Consider the following 15608-nt stretch of genomic DNA (forward strand, 5'->3'; position numbering starts at 1 on the left):
CCCGCTCCTCCAGGCGATCGATGAGGGAGCGGGGCGCTCTCGCGTGTACGGCTGTGGTACCGGCCTCGCAGCGCGCCACGCCGGTCACGCCGCGAGGCCGGGGCTCATGTGTGTCAGACGGCGGCCGTGACGGACGCGGCTGGCTTGCGGTCGAACTCGCCTTCGCGGACGCCATCGAGAAAGGCGTCCCACTCGGCCGGGGTGAACACCAGGGCCGGGCCGTCCGGGTCCTTGCTGTCGCGCACGCTCACGTTGCCGTCGTCCAGCATGGCGACTTCGACGCAAGCGCAGTTGTTGGCGCTGCGGCTGCTTTTGAACCAGTTGGCGGCGGGAAGACTTGTCGCGCTCATGCTCTTCTCCTGTTCATGGATGGGGCGGGACCTCAAGCGGTGGTGTGACGGTGCTGGGCTGCCAGCCCTCGGCGAGGATCGCTGCGCACCGCTCGGCGTACCACACCGACAGGAACGCGAGCGACCGGCCGCCGAGGGGCGTGGTGGTCTCCTCGGTGACCTTGCCGTCCGTGCTGACGGTCTCGACCGCGCGGTGAATGTCGGCGCCCAGGACCAGCATCATGTGTTCGCCGTCCGGGCCGGTCTTGGTGAAGCAATGGTGACCGGTCTGGTTGGGGATCGCCGGCGCGGTGGTGAGGGGGCCGTACGCGATGGCGCGCAGACGGGGGAAGTGGCTGATGACGGTCGCGAGGTTCACCATCAGCCTGCCCTCCGGGCAGGGGCAGGCTGGTAGCCGTGCACCTCGCGCCAGCGGGCGGCGATGAGGTCGGCCGCTGTGTGTAGCGGCTCGACGGGCGCCTTGCCGAGCTTCACCTGCTGGTGCTCATCACGCCCGTCGTCCCAGGTGAACCGTTGGCCGCTGTGGCAGAAGATTGAGAGTCCGGGGAGTCTCAGGACGGCGGTGCCTGCGTTTGCGGAGATCGGGCCGCCCGGGATGTGGTGCCGGGCAGCCAGCTCGTTTCGCAGGTCTCCGAGTTTCTCCGCGGCGACGGTCGTCAGGTCAGGACGGGGGACAGAAGTAGTCGGGTCATTACGCACAGTTCGTAGGCTGCGCCTGACTCGGACAGTCGTGGGGGAGGGTGCCTCCCCCCATGCGGAGGGGGAAGAATCCTCCCCCTATTACGGCTGGTCCGAGACCCGCCTCACGCCGCTTCCGGAAGTCGCAGCTTCCGCGCCAGCGCGCGGGCGTCGTCCCGCACGGCAGGAGTGGGACCGGTCATCATCTGCAGCACGGCCGACCTCGTGAAGAGGTTGTACTGGCTGGTGTCGGGCGACATCTCGTACGCCTGCCGAAGCAAGGACATCGCGGCGATCGGCTCCTTGCGCAGGTGGTAGGCACGAGCCGCCTCGATGAGGTGGTAACTCGACCGGGTGAGGGACGGGACGGCGCGACGCAGGTCCAACCGGTTGACCTGCCGGGTGGCCTCGTAGGCGTGCGTCAGATCGTTGTAAATCGTCACCGCGTAGGCGTCCACCATGCCGCGGCCGAACAACAACCAGGGATGGTGGCCGCTCAGGGAGTCCGCAGCTCTGCCGGCCTCGTCCCAGTGCCGTTCGGCGTCGCCGCGGCGGCCGGTCTTGGCGTACGACAGCGCGACGGCGAGCTGTAGCAGCCCGTACAGGCTGCGGTCGGTCTCGTCGCGGTCGGGCGACAGCAGGCGGGACGCCTGATGCGCCAGCTCGATGCGGCCCTCGGCCTGTTCTCCTGCGTCCCGGTAGACGTGGTTGAGGTACCACGCGGCGGCAGCGACGGCCTGCGGGGAGTCGGCGTCCTGCGCGGCCTGCATCGCCCGGTCACCGGTCAGGTAGATCATCTCCGGCATCGGCTGGAAGGACAGGTAGAGCTGGGCCAGGTGGTAGACCTGCGCGAGCGCGGTCAGGGACAGGCGCCGGTCGCGGCCCTCGTGCAACTTGGCCGCGCGACGGGCGTCGTCCAGGAGCCGAGGAAGGACCACGGCGATGGCATCCCGCTGGCAGGTGGAGCCGTGCCACACCTGCCAGGCCTGGGCGACCTGCGCGGTCAGCTCGGCGGCCGGCACGGGCTCCCTGTCGCGGTCGATGATGGGATAGGTCGCGAGCAAGCGCGCGATCTCGGCGGCTTTCTCGTGACGCACTTTGGTGTATGTGGTCTCGGACAGCTGCTGCATGCCGGTCAACTGGCCGAGGCTGACGTCGAGAAGTTCGGCCATGCGGATGAGCAGCTTCAAGCCGGGCATGCCGATGTCTCCGTTCTCAATGGCCTTGGCCCAGTCCTTGGAGCGGCCGCATAACTCCCCGAACACGGGGCGGGACATGCCGGCGGCCTCGCGGTAGAAGCGCACCCTCTCGCCGAAGTCCGCTGTCGTGCTAGGTTCGTGCATAGGCCCTGCAACCTCCTTGAGCGACTGGACATCTCTCAGGCTGGCGTGCAGGGCTTACGTATGTCCAGAGCTCGCGGGTGATCGTGTGCGGCCGAGAAGAGCCGAAGGGCCGCCCCGCCGGAGCGAAGCGGCCCAACCCTGGGCACGGGTTCACCTGTGAGACGCCGGCAGGCGGCCTCCGGTTTACGGCACCGTCCCCTCACAGCTCGCGATCGCGAACGCCCCCGACGACTCGTTCGAGGAGATCACCCGCCCGCCCACAGTGATCGAGCAGGAGACCGTGCCCGACTCACCGGCGTTCTGCGCCGACACGTACACGAAGTCACCCGAGCTCATCGGGATCGACAGGTGAACCGGCAGGGACGCCCCGGACGCCTGCTCGGTCCCGGTGGCGGTCCGGACCGTCAGGCTCACTGCGGCCGCGGTCCCGGTGACGTCGTAGAACACCGGGATGTTGCTGCCGATGGTCGACACGTCGATGGGCGGGCCCTGCTCGTCGTGGCTCCCGGAGCTGGCGATGGCGCCGATGACGGCGAAGAACACCAGCACGCCGACGACGCCGAAGGCGATCAGCGCGCCGTGCTTGGCGGGCGACGGCTGTTGCGGGGCGGGGGGTTGCTCGGACATCGAGGTCTCCGGCGCTCGCGGGCATGACTGTCTGTAGACGGATCGTCTACCGTGCGGGGTTACGCTGCGAGCGAAGGAGACCGGATCGTTACCCCGGTTTTCGGTCTAAGTGCCCAGGAAATTCGGTCACCCCCTGACGGCCGGAACGCGCCATCGGCGACCTCACACAGAGATCGCTTAGTGACCACTCGCCTTTACCGTTTTCGCTGTTCTCCCAGGTGGGAATACGCAAGTGGCTACAGCGCTCAGGCCAAAACGCCTTACAAGCGAGGGGTCACTGGTTCGAACCCAGTACCGCCCACCTGGTGAAACGGCGTATTGCCGATCTTGTTTTCGCGGACCGAGTGACTATCTGAGTGACTATGCCTCGAAAAGGCTGTCCATCTTCTCCGCACCCTGCATGAGGACCGGGCGGATCTGCTTGCGGTAGACGGTCTCGGTGACCACGGTGTTCCGGTGGCCGACGAGGCGGGAGATGTCCTCGATCGGAACGCCGGAGTCGGACAGCAGCGAGACGAAGCTGTGCCGCATCTCGCGCGGTGACCAGTCCTTGCCGGTGAGGTCGGCGTTGTCGAGGATCTTCCGGAAGTCGCTTCGTACGTTGTGCGCGGTGAGCGCCGTTCCGGTCTTGGTGCAGAAGACGAGATCGGACTCAGTGGAGGTCTGCTTGTCGGCCAGGGCGTGAAGGGCGTCGACGCAGAGGCGGGGCAGCTTGAGGGATCGGCGGGACTTGACGGTCTTGGTGTCGCCCTTCTGCCGGACCGAGCGCCAGACGTGGATGGCGAACTCCTCGTGGTCCCAGCCGGCCTCGGCGACGGGCGACCATGCCTGCCGCTCCTCGTCGTACGCGACGACGTGCGACCAGGTGAGCGCGCGAAGCTCCTCGGTCCGAGCGCCGATCAGCAGCGAGAGCACGATGTACGCCCGTATGCGTGGGCTGGCCTTGGCCGCCTCGTCGAGGATGGCCTGAGCTTGTGCCAGCGTGAGCGCCTTGGAAGGACGACCGGCGCGCCCTTCCGGGATCTCGCAGAGGTCGACGACGTTCCGTTTCACCTTGTCGCGGCGCATCGCGCTCTTGACCGTACGGTTCAGGATGCCGTGGATCAGCTTGAGCGACCGTGTGCTGAGCTCTCCTTTCTTGCTGGCCAGCCAGGAGTCCACGTCCTCCACGGACAGGTCGCGCAGCTTGCGCGCGCCGAGCGCCGGGAGAACGTGGGTCTCCGCGAACGTGGTGTACATCCGGACCGTGCTGGGGGACCGGCCGCCCAGGCCGTGAGCGAGCCAGTAGGTCACGGCGTCGCTCACGGTGTAGTTGGTTGGGGCGATGGCCAGCCCGTCCTCGTGGTCGCGGGTGATCTCTTTGAGTTTGGCCTTGGCTTCGGTCTTGGTCTTGCCGCTGGCCTTCTTCACGATGCGTTTCCCCGCAGGAGTAGCCCAGGGTCACCGAGGCGATCCAGCGTTGCCGCTGTTCGTCCCAGTGCAGGCCGCCGTCTCCTTTGCTGCGTCGGGCGGTCATGATGCCTTCTTTGCCTCCTTCTCCAGTAGTCGGATGTAGTCGTCGATGGCCGAGGCCGGGATGAGCCGGGTGCGGCCCTGCCGGACGGAGCGGAGTCGCCCCGAGCGGATGAGTTCGTAGATGACGCTGCGGCTGAGGCTGAGCAGGCGCATGGCGTCGGGGATGCGGTAGAGCCGCCGATCGGCGGATGGGGGTGGGGTCATCCGCCCTCGCGCTCTGCCCTGATGGCGCGGGCGGCCTGGACGCGCTGGCGGATGTGCTCGGCCATGATCGCCTCACCAGCCGTGTGGCCGATCCCGGCCAGGCGCCAGTGGCCGAGGACGAGCGTGGTCGCGTCGCCGAGGGCGGGCAGCCCGTGGCGTTCGCGTGCTTCGGCGGCGCGGTGCTGGGCGCGAGCGCCGCGCAGGTCGCCGAGCTTGAGGGAGTAGGCGCGGCTCTTGCTGGAGAAGTGGCCCCGGAAGCCGAGCATGTGCGCCCACGGCCGCAGGCGTAGCGCGGCGAATTCCGGGCGTCCGCCGAGGTCCCAGCAGGTGCGGATCATGCGCCGGGCATGGTCGGTGACCGGCAGCGCGTCCAGATGGAGCCCGGGTTTGAATCCGGTGCCGTGGCAGCGCCCGCAGGTAGCGGTCAGGGTGAGCCGCCCACGACCGCCGCAGGCCGAGCACGACACGCGATGATCGACAGTGCCGGAAGCTTCCGCACCTTTGGTGGCGTACTTGGCGATGTAGCCGGCCACCGCCCGTTCGCTGACTCCTTCCGCTTTCTCGTCGAGGAGGATGGGCCGGATGTCGAGCTGGTCGCCCCAGGTCAGCTCCCACTGTCCGAGGTCGCTTTCGGGTGAGGAGATGCGGACACGGGCGACCGCTGGCGGGACCGCCCGTGCAAGTAGGTCGTGGTCGGCCCATGGGGGAGGGGCTTCGTGGGCTCCTGCCGGGCCGTCGAGACGGATGACGGCGTGGAAGTGGACGAGGCCGCGCCGCTGATACTCGGCGACCTTGGCGAAGGAGACGCGTACCTCCTTGCCGAAGGCGCGGCGGCTCATTCCCATCTGTGCGGCCAGTTCTTGGCGCATGGCCAGAGCGAAGCGGTGCCACAGAGCGCCCGCGTGTGCCTGCCAGAGAACGGCCCCGATGTAGTCGTAGCAGTCCGGGCATATGGGTTGTCCGAGCTGGTCATCTCGTGGTTCGTGCCGGGCATGGCAGCCGACCGGCCGCCCGTGCTCGCACACCTTGTCACGCTTCCGGGGACGGCAGGCACGCCCGTCCCGGTGGGAGTGGACCGGGCCGAAGGACGGAGCGGTCAGCGTGACGAAGGCCCGCGGATGGGAGCTGACTGTCTCCGGGACGCCCTTCCCACCCGATAGGCCAGCGCGGATCAGGTGGAAGGTGTCGGCCCGGTAGACCTCCGAGCAGGCCGGGCACACCGAGGCGCGCCGGTTGCCGCAGGCGATGAGCAGGCGACCGCCCGGCTCGTCGGCTGTGGTGTAGCTGTGCAGGACCTCGCCGGTGCCCGCGTCCACGATGGCTGACTCGCCGGCCAGGTGGATCGGGTGAGAACAGCCGCCTGTCGCGGCCACCATCGAGCGCCACCGGTCATAGCCAGGTGCGTTGATGACCCGAACGAGGTCGGTCATCCAATCGTGTTCGTCATTCGCGCTCATGATCGGTACCTCCCTCCTGTCGTAGGACTACCTGTAGTACATGTTGACGTGCGTTGCTGGTGCTCGTCAACCTGTAGTACAAGTTGTGTTGGGAGAAGTGGGAGGGATCGTATGGAGACTGAGGAGAAGGACCCGCGCTGGCGCGTCATCGCCACCGATCTACGCGCCGCCATCCTCGATGGCCGTTACCCGCCTGGTGGTGCACTGCCGAGCGAACCGGATCTGGTCAGGAAGTACGAGGTCTCCCGCCCTACGGTCCGCAAGGCGATCGACACCCTGGTCTCCGAGGGTCTGGCCTACGTAATGCGCGGACGAGGCTCGTTCGTGCGTCCTATGCCCGAGCGGCGCGTCATCATCATCACGGACCGGAACCGGCCGGACCTGGCCGCTCCCGGCAACCATCCCGACGTTCAGGAGTTCGGCTGGGACCTGGCCATGAAGGACGTCGAGCCCGAGGCCCCGCTGTTCACCGACGAGAAAATCAGCGCGAACCGAGACGTCGCCATCATGCTCGGCGTCCGGCCCGGACACCCGGTGATCCATCGCCGCAGCATGTGGCACCGCGGCCACACAGCCCGCATTCATGGCGCGTCAGCCCGGCTGGAAATCAACTCCTACACGAACGCCGACATGGTCACCGACTGGGACGACCCCAAGCGGTACCACCAGTTCCGCGAGCGTCCTGGCTTCTTCTACCAGTCGCTCATTAGCGAGCACGGCCCGGTCAGGTGGATGACCCTGACGACGGCCCGCATTGCGTACGAGGACGAGCGAGCCCTGCTGGGGCTGGACTATGCCGAGGCGTTGCTGATTATCCGGCGCACGATGTCCCACGCCAACGGCCGTCCGATCGAGGTCACCGAGGTCAAGGCCCCCGCCAACCGCTACGAGATCGGCTATCACACGGAGCTTGCCGACGACCCCGACGCCGACCTCACGCCACAGGAGCTCAGCGACAACGGCATCGACCTCGTGATCTAGACCCTGCCTTTTGGTGGTTCAGAGTTTCTTTACTGGTTCAAGGCGGCCCGCCTGCGGCGGCCCGCTCGCGCGCCGGGCGGCCAGCCGGCCGGGCATGCGGCTCTCCGGCCGGTCCCGGCCGGCGCCGCCCACGCGCTCCCGGTCACTCGCCAAGCCGCTCCCAAAGGAAGAGCCGCAGAGGGCTCCGCCCCCTGCACCCTTGGCCCTCCTCCGAGATGGACTGGGCGGTGCAGGTGAGGGCGGTCATCTCCTCGCCGGTCACTCCGAAGGGATGCCAGACCGGCCGCCCAAGGTCAAGCCGTTGAGTGCGGGCAGGACAACCAGCAGGCACAGAAGGTCACCGGGAGTTATATGCACGCGAACGACGGCTTGCCCCCAGGCGTCCGGCCCGGCATCGCTGCGCCCGCCCGACGAGGAGATGACCAGTGACCACCGCTGATCCTGCGATGCCATTTGGTTCTAGATCACGCGCCTGCATACCCGCCCTATGCAGGGGAAATATCGGAAGCCCTACAGCTGTGACCTGGGACTACTTTGTTCGCACTGAATTAAGTACCTGTACAGTTTGATGTATCCGTGCTTACAATGAAAAGTTTGGCGAGGCGAGAGTCTTCGCTACAGTCTTCCATAGTTGCTGCCACCGGACCTCAGGATTCCAGCAAAGTCTCACAGGGGCCGGGGCAGCGTTCGAATCAACCCGCAGGGAGACTCCCTATGACTGTACACCCTCACAGCAGTGCTCTTATCGCTACAGCAATTCTTGCACTCCTAGCATTCGCTCTCGCTTGCCTTAAGATGGCGGCTACTGAAATCCTGATGATCCTGACGCCAGTCTCCGGCCCCGCCGCATTCCATGTGGCCAAGAAGGGTGGCTGGAAGGTTCCGGGCCACTCCAAGAATCGGAGGAGGAAGACTCAGTAGCTTCGGGATGTAAAGGAAATCGCCAAGGATTTGGGCTGCGTAACATCCATGCAGCTCAAACCCTTGCATGAAACTTTGCTCGCCTCGGTGTCATTTATGATTTAGGGAGCTGACTTCGCCCATGCCAGGTGGGCTCGTTGAGCCCCTGAGTGTAGGACGGTCCATGCGCCCTCGTGTGGTCGCCGGTCGGCCTCGCCGCGAGGTCTAGGGCTCACCCTTCCACCTCCTTTGAAATCGCCCGTTCCGACACGGGGCGGAATCCTCATTTGAGAAGTAACTATTCTCCGACGTCTTCCCCTCTCCCGAGGTTAGAGACAGGCCGGATAGGCTGTTGAAGCTCTTCGCGGAGCTGTCCACCGTATTCTTTCAAGAACGTTAGCGCACCCTTTCCTAGTCGACCTCCACGCGCTCGCAGGGCTTCCAAAAGGAGATGGTCGGCCTCGTCCAGACGGCGAATGCCTGACGCGAAAAGTAGTGCTGAAGCGCCCAGCATCACCAATCCGGCGAGCAAATTCACAGTCCAGCCGGTACCGATCGCCAGACCAAGAAGGGGTGCGGTGACACCAATGCGAAATTCCGCCTCAGCCTTAGCTCGATCATAGGCGTTGTAGACCTCAGTTTCTGTGCCCAGGAGTCGTGCAGGCGTGAGAGCCATCTCTCGGTGGATGACTCCGATCATTAAGTCCAGCCTGTCTAAAACCTCCTTAGTCACCGGAATGGCGTCCTGCCGATTGGCCAACCTGGGATGTGTCAGGTACGTCCATCTTTCGAGGGGCAGTATGCCTTTCATTGCGAGAAGCATAATGATCCGGTGCCAGGCACTTACAGCCAAGTATGGTTTTGCATCGGTGATGTGCCTAGTCGAAAGTTTTGACCAAATCTGCACCCCACGTCGGCGATACTTGAAGCGGCTTGGGCTCCCGATACTCAGATCGAAAAGCAGGTCGCGCAGCGAGCTCGATGACCGCGGCCGTGCATAGCGTGGGGGAAGCGGCATGATGAAGGCGAACCACATGGAGCGCGACACTGAAAGGACACCGATCAGGTAGGCAGCGAAACTAACGGCTACGCTTACAGCTGGTAGCCCCACGGCGCCTGCAAGCGTGTAAAGATCGGCTAGCAAACCTGTGGCATCCGCTTTTAGAGGCAAGTTCCTAGCCCAAGTAAGCCAAATCAGTGATAGCCACAAGTACCCCGCAGCTAACGGGGCTCTTATCTCCCGGATCCCGGGGAGCAGGTTGGCTAGCATGTCTTGATCCTGCAGGCAGGTGTTCCTGCGTGCAACCGCCCCATCTCAACATCGGGCGTTGGGGCGGCGGTGTATCTGCGGACCGGTGTCCTTGAGCTGGGAAGCCTCTCTTGACCTCCAGGTACCGGGACGAGTTGTCTGACGCAAGGGCGGTAGACAAGGTAAGCCGTCCCTACCCCGACAAACCTTGCCAATCTTCGAACTATGCTGCGAAACCCCTGGATCCTGACGCTAGAATCCGCGACAGGCAGCCGTCGCCTGCCCGCTCCAGCTGGATCGACTCCCACGCAGTCTCAGCACTAATGGCCAAGGATCGCCGATCCGCGCCATCCACTAGTGCCTATTCGGCGCAGTGCGTGGGGCTCGCCGTGGGGAGCACATATATGACTGAGAACAGTGCCCGCAAGAGGGCGATCCGCGCCCGTATGGAAGTGACAGACAACGTGGCTAAGCACCACTTGGAGGCGGGTCGGGCGCCAAGATCGCGTACCGGGGCTGTCATATCCGCCGACTGGGCGCAAGAGCCAGAGTCGCTGGATCCAGGGCAGGGGACGCAGGCAGATCGACTGCGGATGCTTCAGGATATGCGTAGCTTCTGGAATGGGATCAGCCGTGCACGGCGCACACAGGTCATGGCGGAACTGAAGGCGGCACGCGCCCGTCAGGTAGAAGTGAATGCTTTCTGGGACCTGCACAAAGCCACGGTCAAGGAACGATGGACGAAGAGGACGGGAGGTCGCGGCGAGACCACTGTGGCGGACATACCAGAGGTCGCCGCGCAGTGGCACCCCGGCAACCCGGGCCGTCCTGACACTGTTTTGGCAAGTACCCAGAAGCGAGGAACCAGCCCATATCTGTGGCGCTGCCCCCTCAGGTTGGGACACCCAGCGTGGCCTGCATGGCCTAAGGACCGGGTCCAAGCCGGCACGCGCTGCCCGGCCTGCCAGCAGTTAATAAAAGTCGCAGACATCCCAACACTGGCAGAACAGTACTGCGGGTCGGTTCCTGCACAAGAAATCACATACGCCTCCCATGACAAGGTGCCGTGGGTGTGTCGTACTTGGGCCGTCGAACCCCTGACGGGACGGTGGTACAAAATCGAGCACCATTACGAAGCAGTGATCAAAGAACGAGCACTGCAAGGAGATGGCTGTCGAGTTTGTGCGGGGTATGTGATCGATGACACGAACTCGCTTGCGGCATGGTTCGAAGAGATCGCCGATCAACTCGACGATTCCAACCTGGATCCGAATAAGCTGCCGACCAGCAAGCACAGTGCCTCTCGCAGCGACCTGGCCAAAAGGGAAGGCGACGATGTTTACGCCACCCTGCCTTGGCGGTGTCGGCATGGTCATCAATGGAGCGCAACCATCCTAAATCGGGTCCAGGGCGGAAACTGTCCGAAATGTTCAAGATCGGGGATATCCAAAGAGCAGGTGCGCCTCGTCGCCGAACTCTCGGGCCTCATAGAGCTTGTGCCGCCTGTGCCGCCGGATCCGCGCCTGCCCGAGGGTCTGCCTGACTTCGCCTCTCACCAGATCCAGATTCCCCTGCGGTTCAAGCCAGCACACTGGCGCTACAAGGCGGTAGAGATCGACGCCGTTTTCCATCTCAAGCATAGCGGCATGAGGATCGGGGTTGAATACGACGGCTCCTATCACCACTCCTTAAAACTCCGCGACCGCCAAGCACGCGAGATCGAGAAGAGCCAGGCCTTGGTCCAGGCTGGAATCTTGGACCTAGTTGTCCATGTCCGCGTAGGTGAGCTACAACCGCTAGAGGCACCTCACGCCTTGAGCGTCTCGGTACCTGAGCAGTCCACTCCCTATGAGCAGGCATGCACTGCGGCTTCCGCTCTCGAAGCCCGGTTTCCTGGAACTATCCCGGGTCTCGGCGATTACCTTGCCGGTGGACGAGCACAGCGGCAGGATAAGGCGGATGCCTACATCATTGCGACGTGGGGAGAACTCCGCCCGGCAAGGCCTATGCGGGAGAAGGCCACACCTCGGCCTCGTAGGCTCAAGTCCACTGAACCGCATCGGGACAGCTTGCTGGTCCCCACGAGCGATCCCTATCGTAACCCCTCACGGCCTGATCGAATTATTCGTGACTACCGCTGCCAATGCGGCCGGACAACCACTGCCGTCCAATCGCAGGTAACGTCGGGAAACACCCGCAGCTGCGGCTGCCTGCAGGATAAGATTAAGCGGCAGCCGCGAGCCGTCATTTCTCGAGCCGACACCTCCGCCGCTCGTGAATGGGCTCGCAGCCGGGAAATAGAAATCGGGAGTAGTGGGCGAGTGCCGGACCAGATAACTGCCTCCTACTGGCTTCACCGAGCAGGTCACCTGCAACTGCTTGGGCGAGATCTCCTCCTACAGGAAAAATTTGTCAGAGAATGGGCGCAGGAAACCGGCCGATCGCTGGGAGCTCGTGGCCGAGTGTCAGGGCAGTTGTGGATTGACTACGTGCACGACTACTTGAGACGGCAACAGTTGAGCGAGTAATACCTCCGGCTGGAAGGGCCATCGGTGTGCCTGGGATCCCGCGCATTATCGACGAGTCCGGGCCCATGGTGTCCCCAGAACCGTGAGGCCGACCCCGCGCTCTCGGTTCGGGTGATTTGCATACCCACTGCACGCCTTGGTGCACATCGCCGGCATCCGCTGGACGTGGAGGAGTCCTTCTCCTGGCCGCCAAGGGCCAGGTCGGGCTGGACTACTACCAGGTCCGCAGCTGGGACGGCTGCTATCGCCACGTCACCCTGGCGATGCTCGCGCTGGCCTTCCTCGCGGCCCTGGCCGCATCCCAGCTCGACAGCGACGAAGAGCATCTCCCCTTGACCATGCCCGAGATCCGCCGCTTGGTGGCCGCCCTCACCCGACACCACCGGATTGAGGAGATCTTGCACTGGTCACACTGGCGAAGCCGCCATCAAATCACCGCCCGTCGATGCCACTACCAGCGCAGATCCCGACCGCGATCTCAATGTGTCACTGCGGAGTACTAGCCCGCTTGCTACCAAGTGGCGAGGGCGGCGGCGCGCGATGACAGCAGTGGTGACAGCAACGTCGGCCACCAAGGGCATCCGGCGGCAGCCATCCACCACCCTCTGGCACGGTCTCCAGAGAGGGAGCAGGGTGATTGTTCCGCCCTGAAAAGCGGACAGTCAGGCTGCCGCGCCGCTTCCGGTGCTCGGGCCTTGGCGGCCCTGCGCTCCGGTTCGGCTTGCCACCGGATGCCGTGGTGGCCGGCCTCATCAGCTGCGGGACATGTACAAGGATCTTGCAAGCGGTGGGGGCAGCGCGGGGGGTCGCTGCTGAGTGGATGCGCCGGAAGCCAGGTACGGCCTAGCGTTGGAGAGTGATCAGCCGGTTCTATCCTCGAGCATTCGAACACCTTCAAGCTGCACATCGCGCGAAGTCGTGCATGGCTTCGTTGTGGCGGGCGCTGCTCGATGCTGAACGTATCGACAACATCGTCACCACCGACGGTGATGGTTCTGGACGCATCCTTGCCCAGATCGATTGGGATCCAGTAACGCGGCGAGAGCTAACAGAGCAGTTCAGGAAGTGTGTAGAGGAACTCTGGGCCTGCCTCGACTCCCTCGTCATCGAGACGGTCGAGATGTTCAGTGTCCGTAAGCAGCCTAGACGCCCTGATCGTCCCCGGTTCTTCCCTCTCGCAGACTCTCTGCATGGTTTCGAGGCCCTTCTGGAGGAATCCTGCCTAGACGGTGTCTTGCAGCTGCATTTCGATATGGTCCGTGACTGCCAGCCTTTTCAGGGGAATTCGGAGAATCAGCAAGTCGATGACCTTCGGAGTGGGCTTCGCGATCTCCTCGTCTGGGATCACGCTCTAGAGGCAGAAGCGGAGATCGGCGCTTGGGCGACTCCAGTGGAGCCACGCGTCTGTATCGAGCCGCCTCTGGAGTTGGAGCGCCTCGAAGTCGCCGAGGCCGGCGAACTCAGCGACGAGCGAGTGGTGGCTGAGTTCCAGCTTCGGAACTACAGCGTGGGTCTTCCCGTGGCGGCGAGAGCAGGAACCTATGTGGATCTGGCCTTCGTCACTGGATTCATCCCCGCAGGGGTCGATGACACGTTCGATCGCCGCTTGGGCGCCGTGATCGAAGTCGTCCTCCGAATCGCCGCTTCTTTTGCCTGGCTCTCCGCTCAGGTGCCCGGCTCAAGGCGTGTCCTGATAGGTCACGACACGCAGGGAGTGACATGGAGAGACGCTACCCGCTCGGTGCACCGCTGGTCCGAGAACGAACTTGCGGGTATCGCAGGCTCGGATGTAGGGCTTGGGGTGGTGCCAGCGGCCGACGAGCTCACGCTTATCGTCTCAACGCCCGGCGGAGTCTTCGAACGGGTGGTTCCTCACGCCACGCCGCTACGTAATCATGATCGCCCCGGCCTTGCAGCAGAAGCTGCCGTGCAAGACGCGGCCGCCACATGGGGACTTCCGGATTTCGTGATGCTCCCGAGTGTTGAACGAAAGGGATCAGGAGTACGGGAGATCAGCGATGGGTTGATCGTGGTTGGCGATGCAGGACTCATCGTCCAGGTCAAAACCCGAGAGGCTAAACCAGCCACTGCCGACCGTGAGGCGTCATGGATTGCGAAACAAATCGGTGCCGCCGTCAAGCAAGTGAACGGCACCGCGCGTCGGTTGGCAGCTGAGTCGACGAAGATGTTGAACGGGCGAGGGCGGCACGTTCGTATTGATGGCCGTTCGACGTTGGTGTGGCGTGGTCATCATCGAGCACCCGGACCCGCCAGCCAACTTCGAGATACCGGCAACCAGTAGTTGCATCCCGACGGTGGTCTTGGTGCGGCGAGACTGGGAGTTTCTGTTCGACCAACTCCGCTCTACGTACGCAGTGGTCAATTATCTGCACCGCGTCGGTACCCCGACCGCGTACCTTGGCGAGGAGCCGCAGCGTTACTACGGAATGGCTGCAGCCGACGCCGCGGCAAGCCCAGGTCCCATCGATCCAACGATCGAAGGCCGGGGGGAGCCTCGGTCTGTGCCTCTGCTCCCAGCGGCACCAGCGGGTAGCGATGACGACGAGGCTCACGGCATGGTGCGACTCATGCTCGAAGACATTGCGACTTCGTACATGGAGCCTGAGTGTCTGGAGGATCGCCAGAGATTCCTTGCTTCCCTCGACAGTTTGCCTATCGGCCACCGCAGCGAACTTGGACGCTTGCTCCTCGACGGTCTACAGCAGGTGCGCCAATCGGAACCCGGCTCCGTCTTATGGCGGTTCCGTACCTTCCTATCGGGCCAAAATCGTGATCAGCTCGGTTTCGGCGTCTGCTCCACTCTCACCGAGACGACACGAGAGGCTTTTAGATCGTGGCTTCTGTTACGCCACCATGAACGAGGGCTGCGAGAAAATCTGCCCGAACTGACATCGATCGGCGTACTGCTCACACCTAGGAGTGACGGTTATCGAGACTGGGACACCACGATGGTCGCTGTGCAGGGCGACCCTGAAGTGACGGAGGAAGAACTACAGCAGTATCATGAAGTTTGGAACAAGTCCCACTAATTTTGGGCTTTCACGTGGTATGCCAGCGACTTAAATTTTCAATTCGTAGCACCAGTCGGGCGGCGGGATCGGGTCGGCCGCCAGCGTGGCCCGGCCGCTGGTGCGCAGCCGTGTGAGGTCGGGTCGCCCGGTGCCGGGCCGGTCACAGAGCAGGTAGGCGGAGCCGGCTGGCTGGCAACCGTCCGCGGATGCGGCAGCGGAGCGGGCCGCCGGTGCCTGCTGCGGCGTCGGGTCGGGCAGCGGGACGGTCCCGTCGAACCGCGGCGCGGCCCGATCCTGGACCCGTTGGCGCAGTTGTTCGAGGACGGTCGGTGCGGGGTCGGCTGTCGTGGCTGATGGCGCCACCGCGACCAGCGGCGCCATCAGGACGACAGCTAGAAGTAAACGCCTCAACATCGAAGTCTCCTGGTGAGTCGGTTGGGCGTACCGGCCCGACAGTAAGGAATTCGGCGATGTACGTCTATGGCCTGACCGGCTTGCTGAAGCGCTCCGGGTCTGATGGAGGCTCGATTCTCTGAGAGGATCGAGTCATGGCACGTCCGTCCCCCTACCCGGTAGAGCTTCGCGAGCGTGCAGTGCGCATGGTCGCCGAGATCCGCCCGAACTACCCCACCGAATGGGCGGCGATGTGTTAGAGGCTATGGAGATCCTTCACGAGCACGGGTAGCGGAGCGCGGTATATACGCGAAATGGTCAAGGGGCGACCGACAGCTCGCGACCCTGGAC

The 15608-nt window shown here is 64.1% G+C and carries 13 protein-coding genes and 1 pseudogene; 5 read left to right on the plus strand and 9 right to left on the minus strand.

Going from position 1 to position 15608, the window contains the following annotated elements; translation table 11 throughout:
• Positions 1–113: 113 nt before the first annotated feature.
• From ACQEVJ_RS11595 to ACQEVJ_RS11625, 7 genes are all read right to left on the minus strand, one after another.
• Positions 114–350, minus strand: a complete 237-nt coding sequence (locus ACQEVJ_RS11595; RefSeq protein WP_433100023.1) for a DUF397 domain-containing protein — start codon at positions 348–350, stop codon at positions 114–116.
• 13 nt (positions 351–363) lie between these two features.
• Entirely contained in the window at positions 364–711 is a 348-nt protein-coding gene (locus ACQEVJ_RS11600; protein WP_433100025.1) for a hypothetical protein, read from the minus strand.
• 442 nt (positions 712–1153) lie between these two features.
• Positions 1154–2371, minus strand: coding sequence for a helix-turn-helix domain-containing protein (locus tag ACQEVJ_RS11605; protein ID WP_433100027.1), 1218 nt, complete (start codon positions 2369–2371; stop codon positions 1154–1156).
• 183 nt (positions 2372–2554) lie between these two features.
• Complete coding sequence (locus tag ACQEVJ_RS11610; protein ID WP_433100029.1) at positions 2555–2998, minus strand: hypothetical protein; 444 nt, start codon at positions 2996–2998, stop codon at positions 2555–2557.
• 360 nt (positions 2999–3358) lie between these two features.
• The gene (locus ACQEVJ_RS11615) at positions 3359–4408 is read right to left on the minus strand and encodes a tyrosine-type recombinase/integrase (RefSeq protein WP_433100031.1); all 1050 of its coding nucleotides are present in this window, start codon (positions 4406–4408) and stop codon (positions 3359–3361) included.
• A 102-nt stretch (positions 4409–4510) separates the two neighbouring features.
• Positions 4511–4717 carry a helix-turn-helix domain-containing protein gene (locus tag ACQEVJ_RS11620; RefSeq protein WP_357021916.1) on the minus strand — a complete coding sequence of 69 codons (207 nt, stop codon included), beginning with the start codon at positions 4715–4717 and terminating at the stop codon, positions 4511–4513.
• Complete coding sequence (locus ACQEVJ_RS11625; protein WP_433100033.1) at positions 4714–6174, minus strand: replication initiator; 1461 nt, start codon at positions 6172–6174, stop codon at positions 4714–4716. Before ACQEVJ_RS11625 ends, ACQEVJ_RS11620 begins: the two co-directional genes overlap by 4 nt.
• Before the next feature lie 111 nt (positions 6175–6285).
• On the opposite strand from ACQEVJ_RS11625, the gene ACQEVJ_RS11630 reads away from it, so the two are divergent.
• Positions 6286–7155: a GntR family transcriptional regulator gene (locus ACQEVJ_RS11630; protein WP_433100035.1), complete on the plus strand. Its 870-nt coding sequence runs from the start codon at positions 6286–6288 to the stop codon at positions 7153–7155.
• A 1198-nt stretch (positions 7156–8353) separates the two neighbouring features.
• Here ACQEVJ_RS11630 and ACQEVJ_RS11635 read toward each other — a convergent pair.
• Positions 8354–9325, minus strand: a complete 972-nt coding sequence (locus ACQEVJ_RS11635; protein WP_433100037.1) for a hypothetical protein — start codon at positions 9323–9325, stop codon at positions 8354–8356.
• Positions 9326–9708: 383 nt separating this feature from the next.
• Here ACQEVJ_RS11635 and ACQEVJ_RS11640 point away from each other — a divergent pair, with 383 nt between their 5' ends.
• From ACQEVJ_RS11640 to ACQEVJ_RS11655, 4 genes and pseudogenes are all read left to right on the plus strand, one after another.
• Positions 9709–11832 carry a zinc-ribbon domain-containing protein gene (locus tag ACQEVJ_RS11640; protein ID WP_433100039.1) on the plus strand — a complete coding sequence of 708 codons (2124 nt, stop codon included), beginning with the start codon at positions 9709–9711 and terminating at the stop codon, positions 11830–11832.
• A gap of 124 nt (positions 11833–11956) precedes the next feature.
• Positions 11957–12214 (plus strand): annotated as a pseudogene (locus ACQEVJ_RS11645) (IS701 family transposase); the annotation flags it as partial.
• Between the two features lie 474 nt (positions 12215–12688).
• The gene (locus ACQEVJ_RS11650; protein ID WP_433100041.1) at positions 12689–14134 is read left to right on the plus strand and encodes a hypothetical protein; all 1446 of its coding nucleotides are present in this window, start codon (positions 12689–12691) and stop codon (positions 14132–14134) included.
• The gene (locus ACQEVJ_RS11655) at positions 14076–14882 is read left to right on the plus strand and encodes a hypothetical protein (protein WP_433100043.1); all 807 of its coding nucleotides are present in this window, start codon (positions 14076–14078) and stop codon (positions 14880–14882) included. Before ACQEVJ_RS11650 ends, ACQEVJ_RS11655 begins: the two co-directional genes overlap by 59 nt.
• 30 nt (positions 14883–14912) lie before the next feature.
• Here the strand turns inward: ACQEVJ_RS11655 and ACQEVJ_RS11660 are convergent, their stop codons facing one another.
• Positions 14913–15245 carry a hypothetical protein gene (locus ACQEVJ_RS11660; RefSeq protein WP_433100045.1) on the minus strand — a complete coding sequence of 111 codons (333 nt, stop codon included), beginning with the start codon at positions 15243–15245 and terminating at the stop codon, positions 14913–14915.
• Positions 15246–15608: the final 363 nt, after the last annotated feature.

It is taken from the genome of Microbispora sp. CA-102843 (assembly GCF_050936215.1).
GTDB lineage: Bacteria > Actinomycetota > Actinomycetes > Streptosporangiales > Streptosporangiaceae > Microbispora.

Bases quoted from the DNA above. Each gene is read 5' to 3' on its own strand.
- ACQEVJ_RS11600 (WP_433100025.1), bottom strand. From the start codon at position 711: ATGGTGAACCTCGCGACCGTCATCAGCCACTTCCCCCGTCTGCGCGCC.
- ACQEVJ_RS11660 (WP_433100045.1), bottom strand. From the start codon at position 15,245: ATGGCGCCGCTGGTCGCGGTGGCGCCATCAGCCACGACAGCCGACCCC.
- ACQEVJ_RS11595 (WP_433100023.1), bottom strand. From the start codon at position 350: ATGAGCGCGACAAGTCTTCCCGCCGCCAACTGGTTCAAAAGCAGCCGC.
- ACQEVJ_RS11630 (WP_433100035.1), top strand. From the start codon at position 6,286: ATGGAGACTGAGGAGAAGGACCCGCGCTGGCGCGTCATCGCCACCGAT.
- ACQEVJ_RS11635 (WP_433100037.1), bottom strand. From the start codon at position 9,325: ATGCTAGCCAACCTGCTCCCCGGGATCCGGGAGATAAGAGCCCCGTTA.
- ACQEVJ_RS11640 (WP_433100039.1), top strand. From the start codon at position 9,709: ATGACTGAGAACAGTGCCCGCAAGAGGGCGATCCGCGCCCGTATGGAA.
- ACQEVJ_RS11605 (WP_433100027.1), bottom strand. From the start codon at position 2,371: ATGCACGAACCTAGCACGACAGCGGACTTCGGCGAGAGGGTGCGCTTC.
- ACQEVJ_RS11625 (WP_433100033.1), bottom strand. From the start codon at position 6,174: ATGAGCGCGAATGACGAACACGATTGGATGACCGACCTCGTTCGGGTC.
- ACQEVJ_RS11620 (WP_357021916.1), bottom strand. From the start codon at position 4,717: ATGACCCCACCCCCATCCGCCGATCGGCGGCTCTACCGCATCCCCGAC.
- ACQEVJ_RS11610 (WP_433100029.1), bottom strand. From the start codon at position 2,998: ATGTCCGAGCAACCCCCCGCCCCGCAACAGCCGTCGCCCGCCAAGCAC.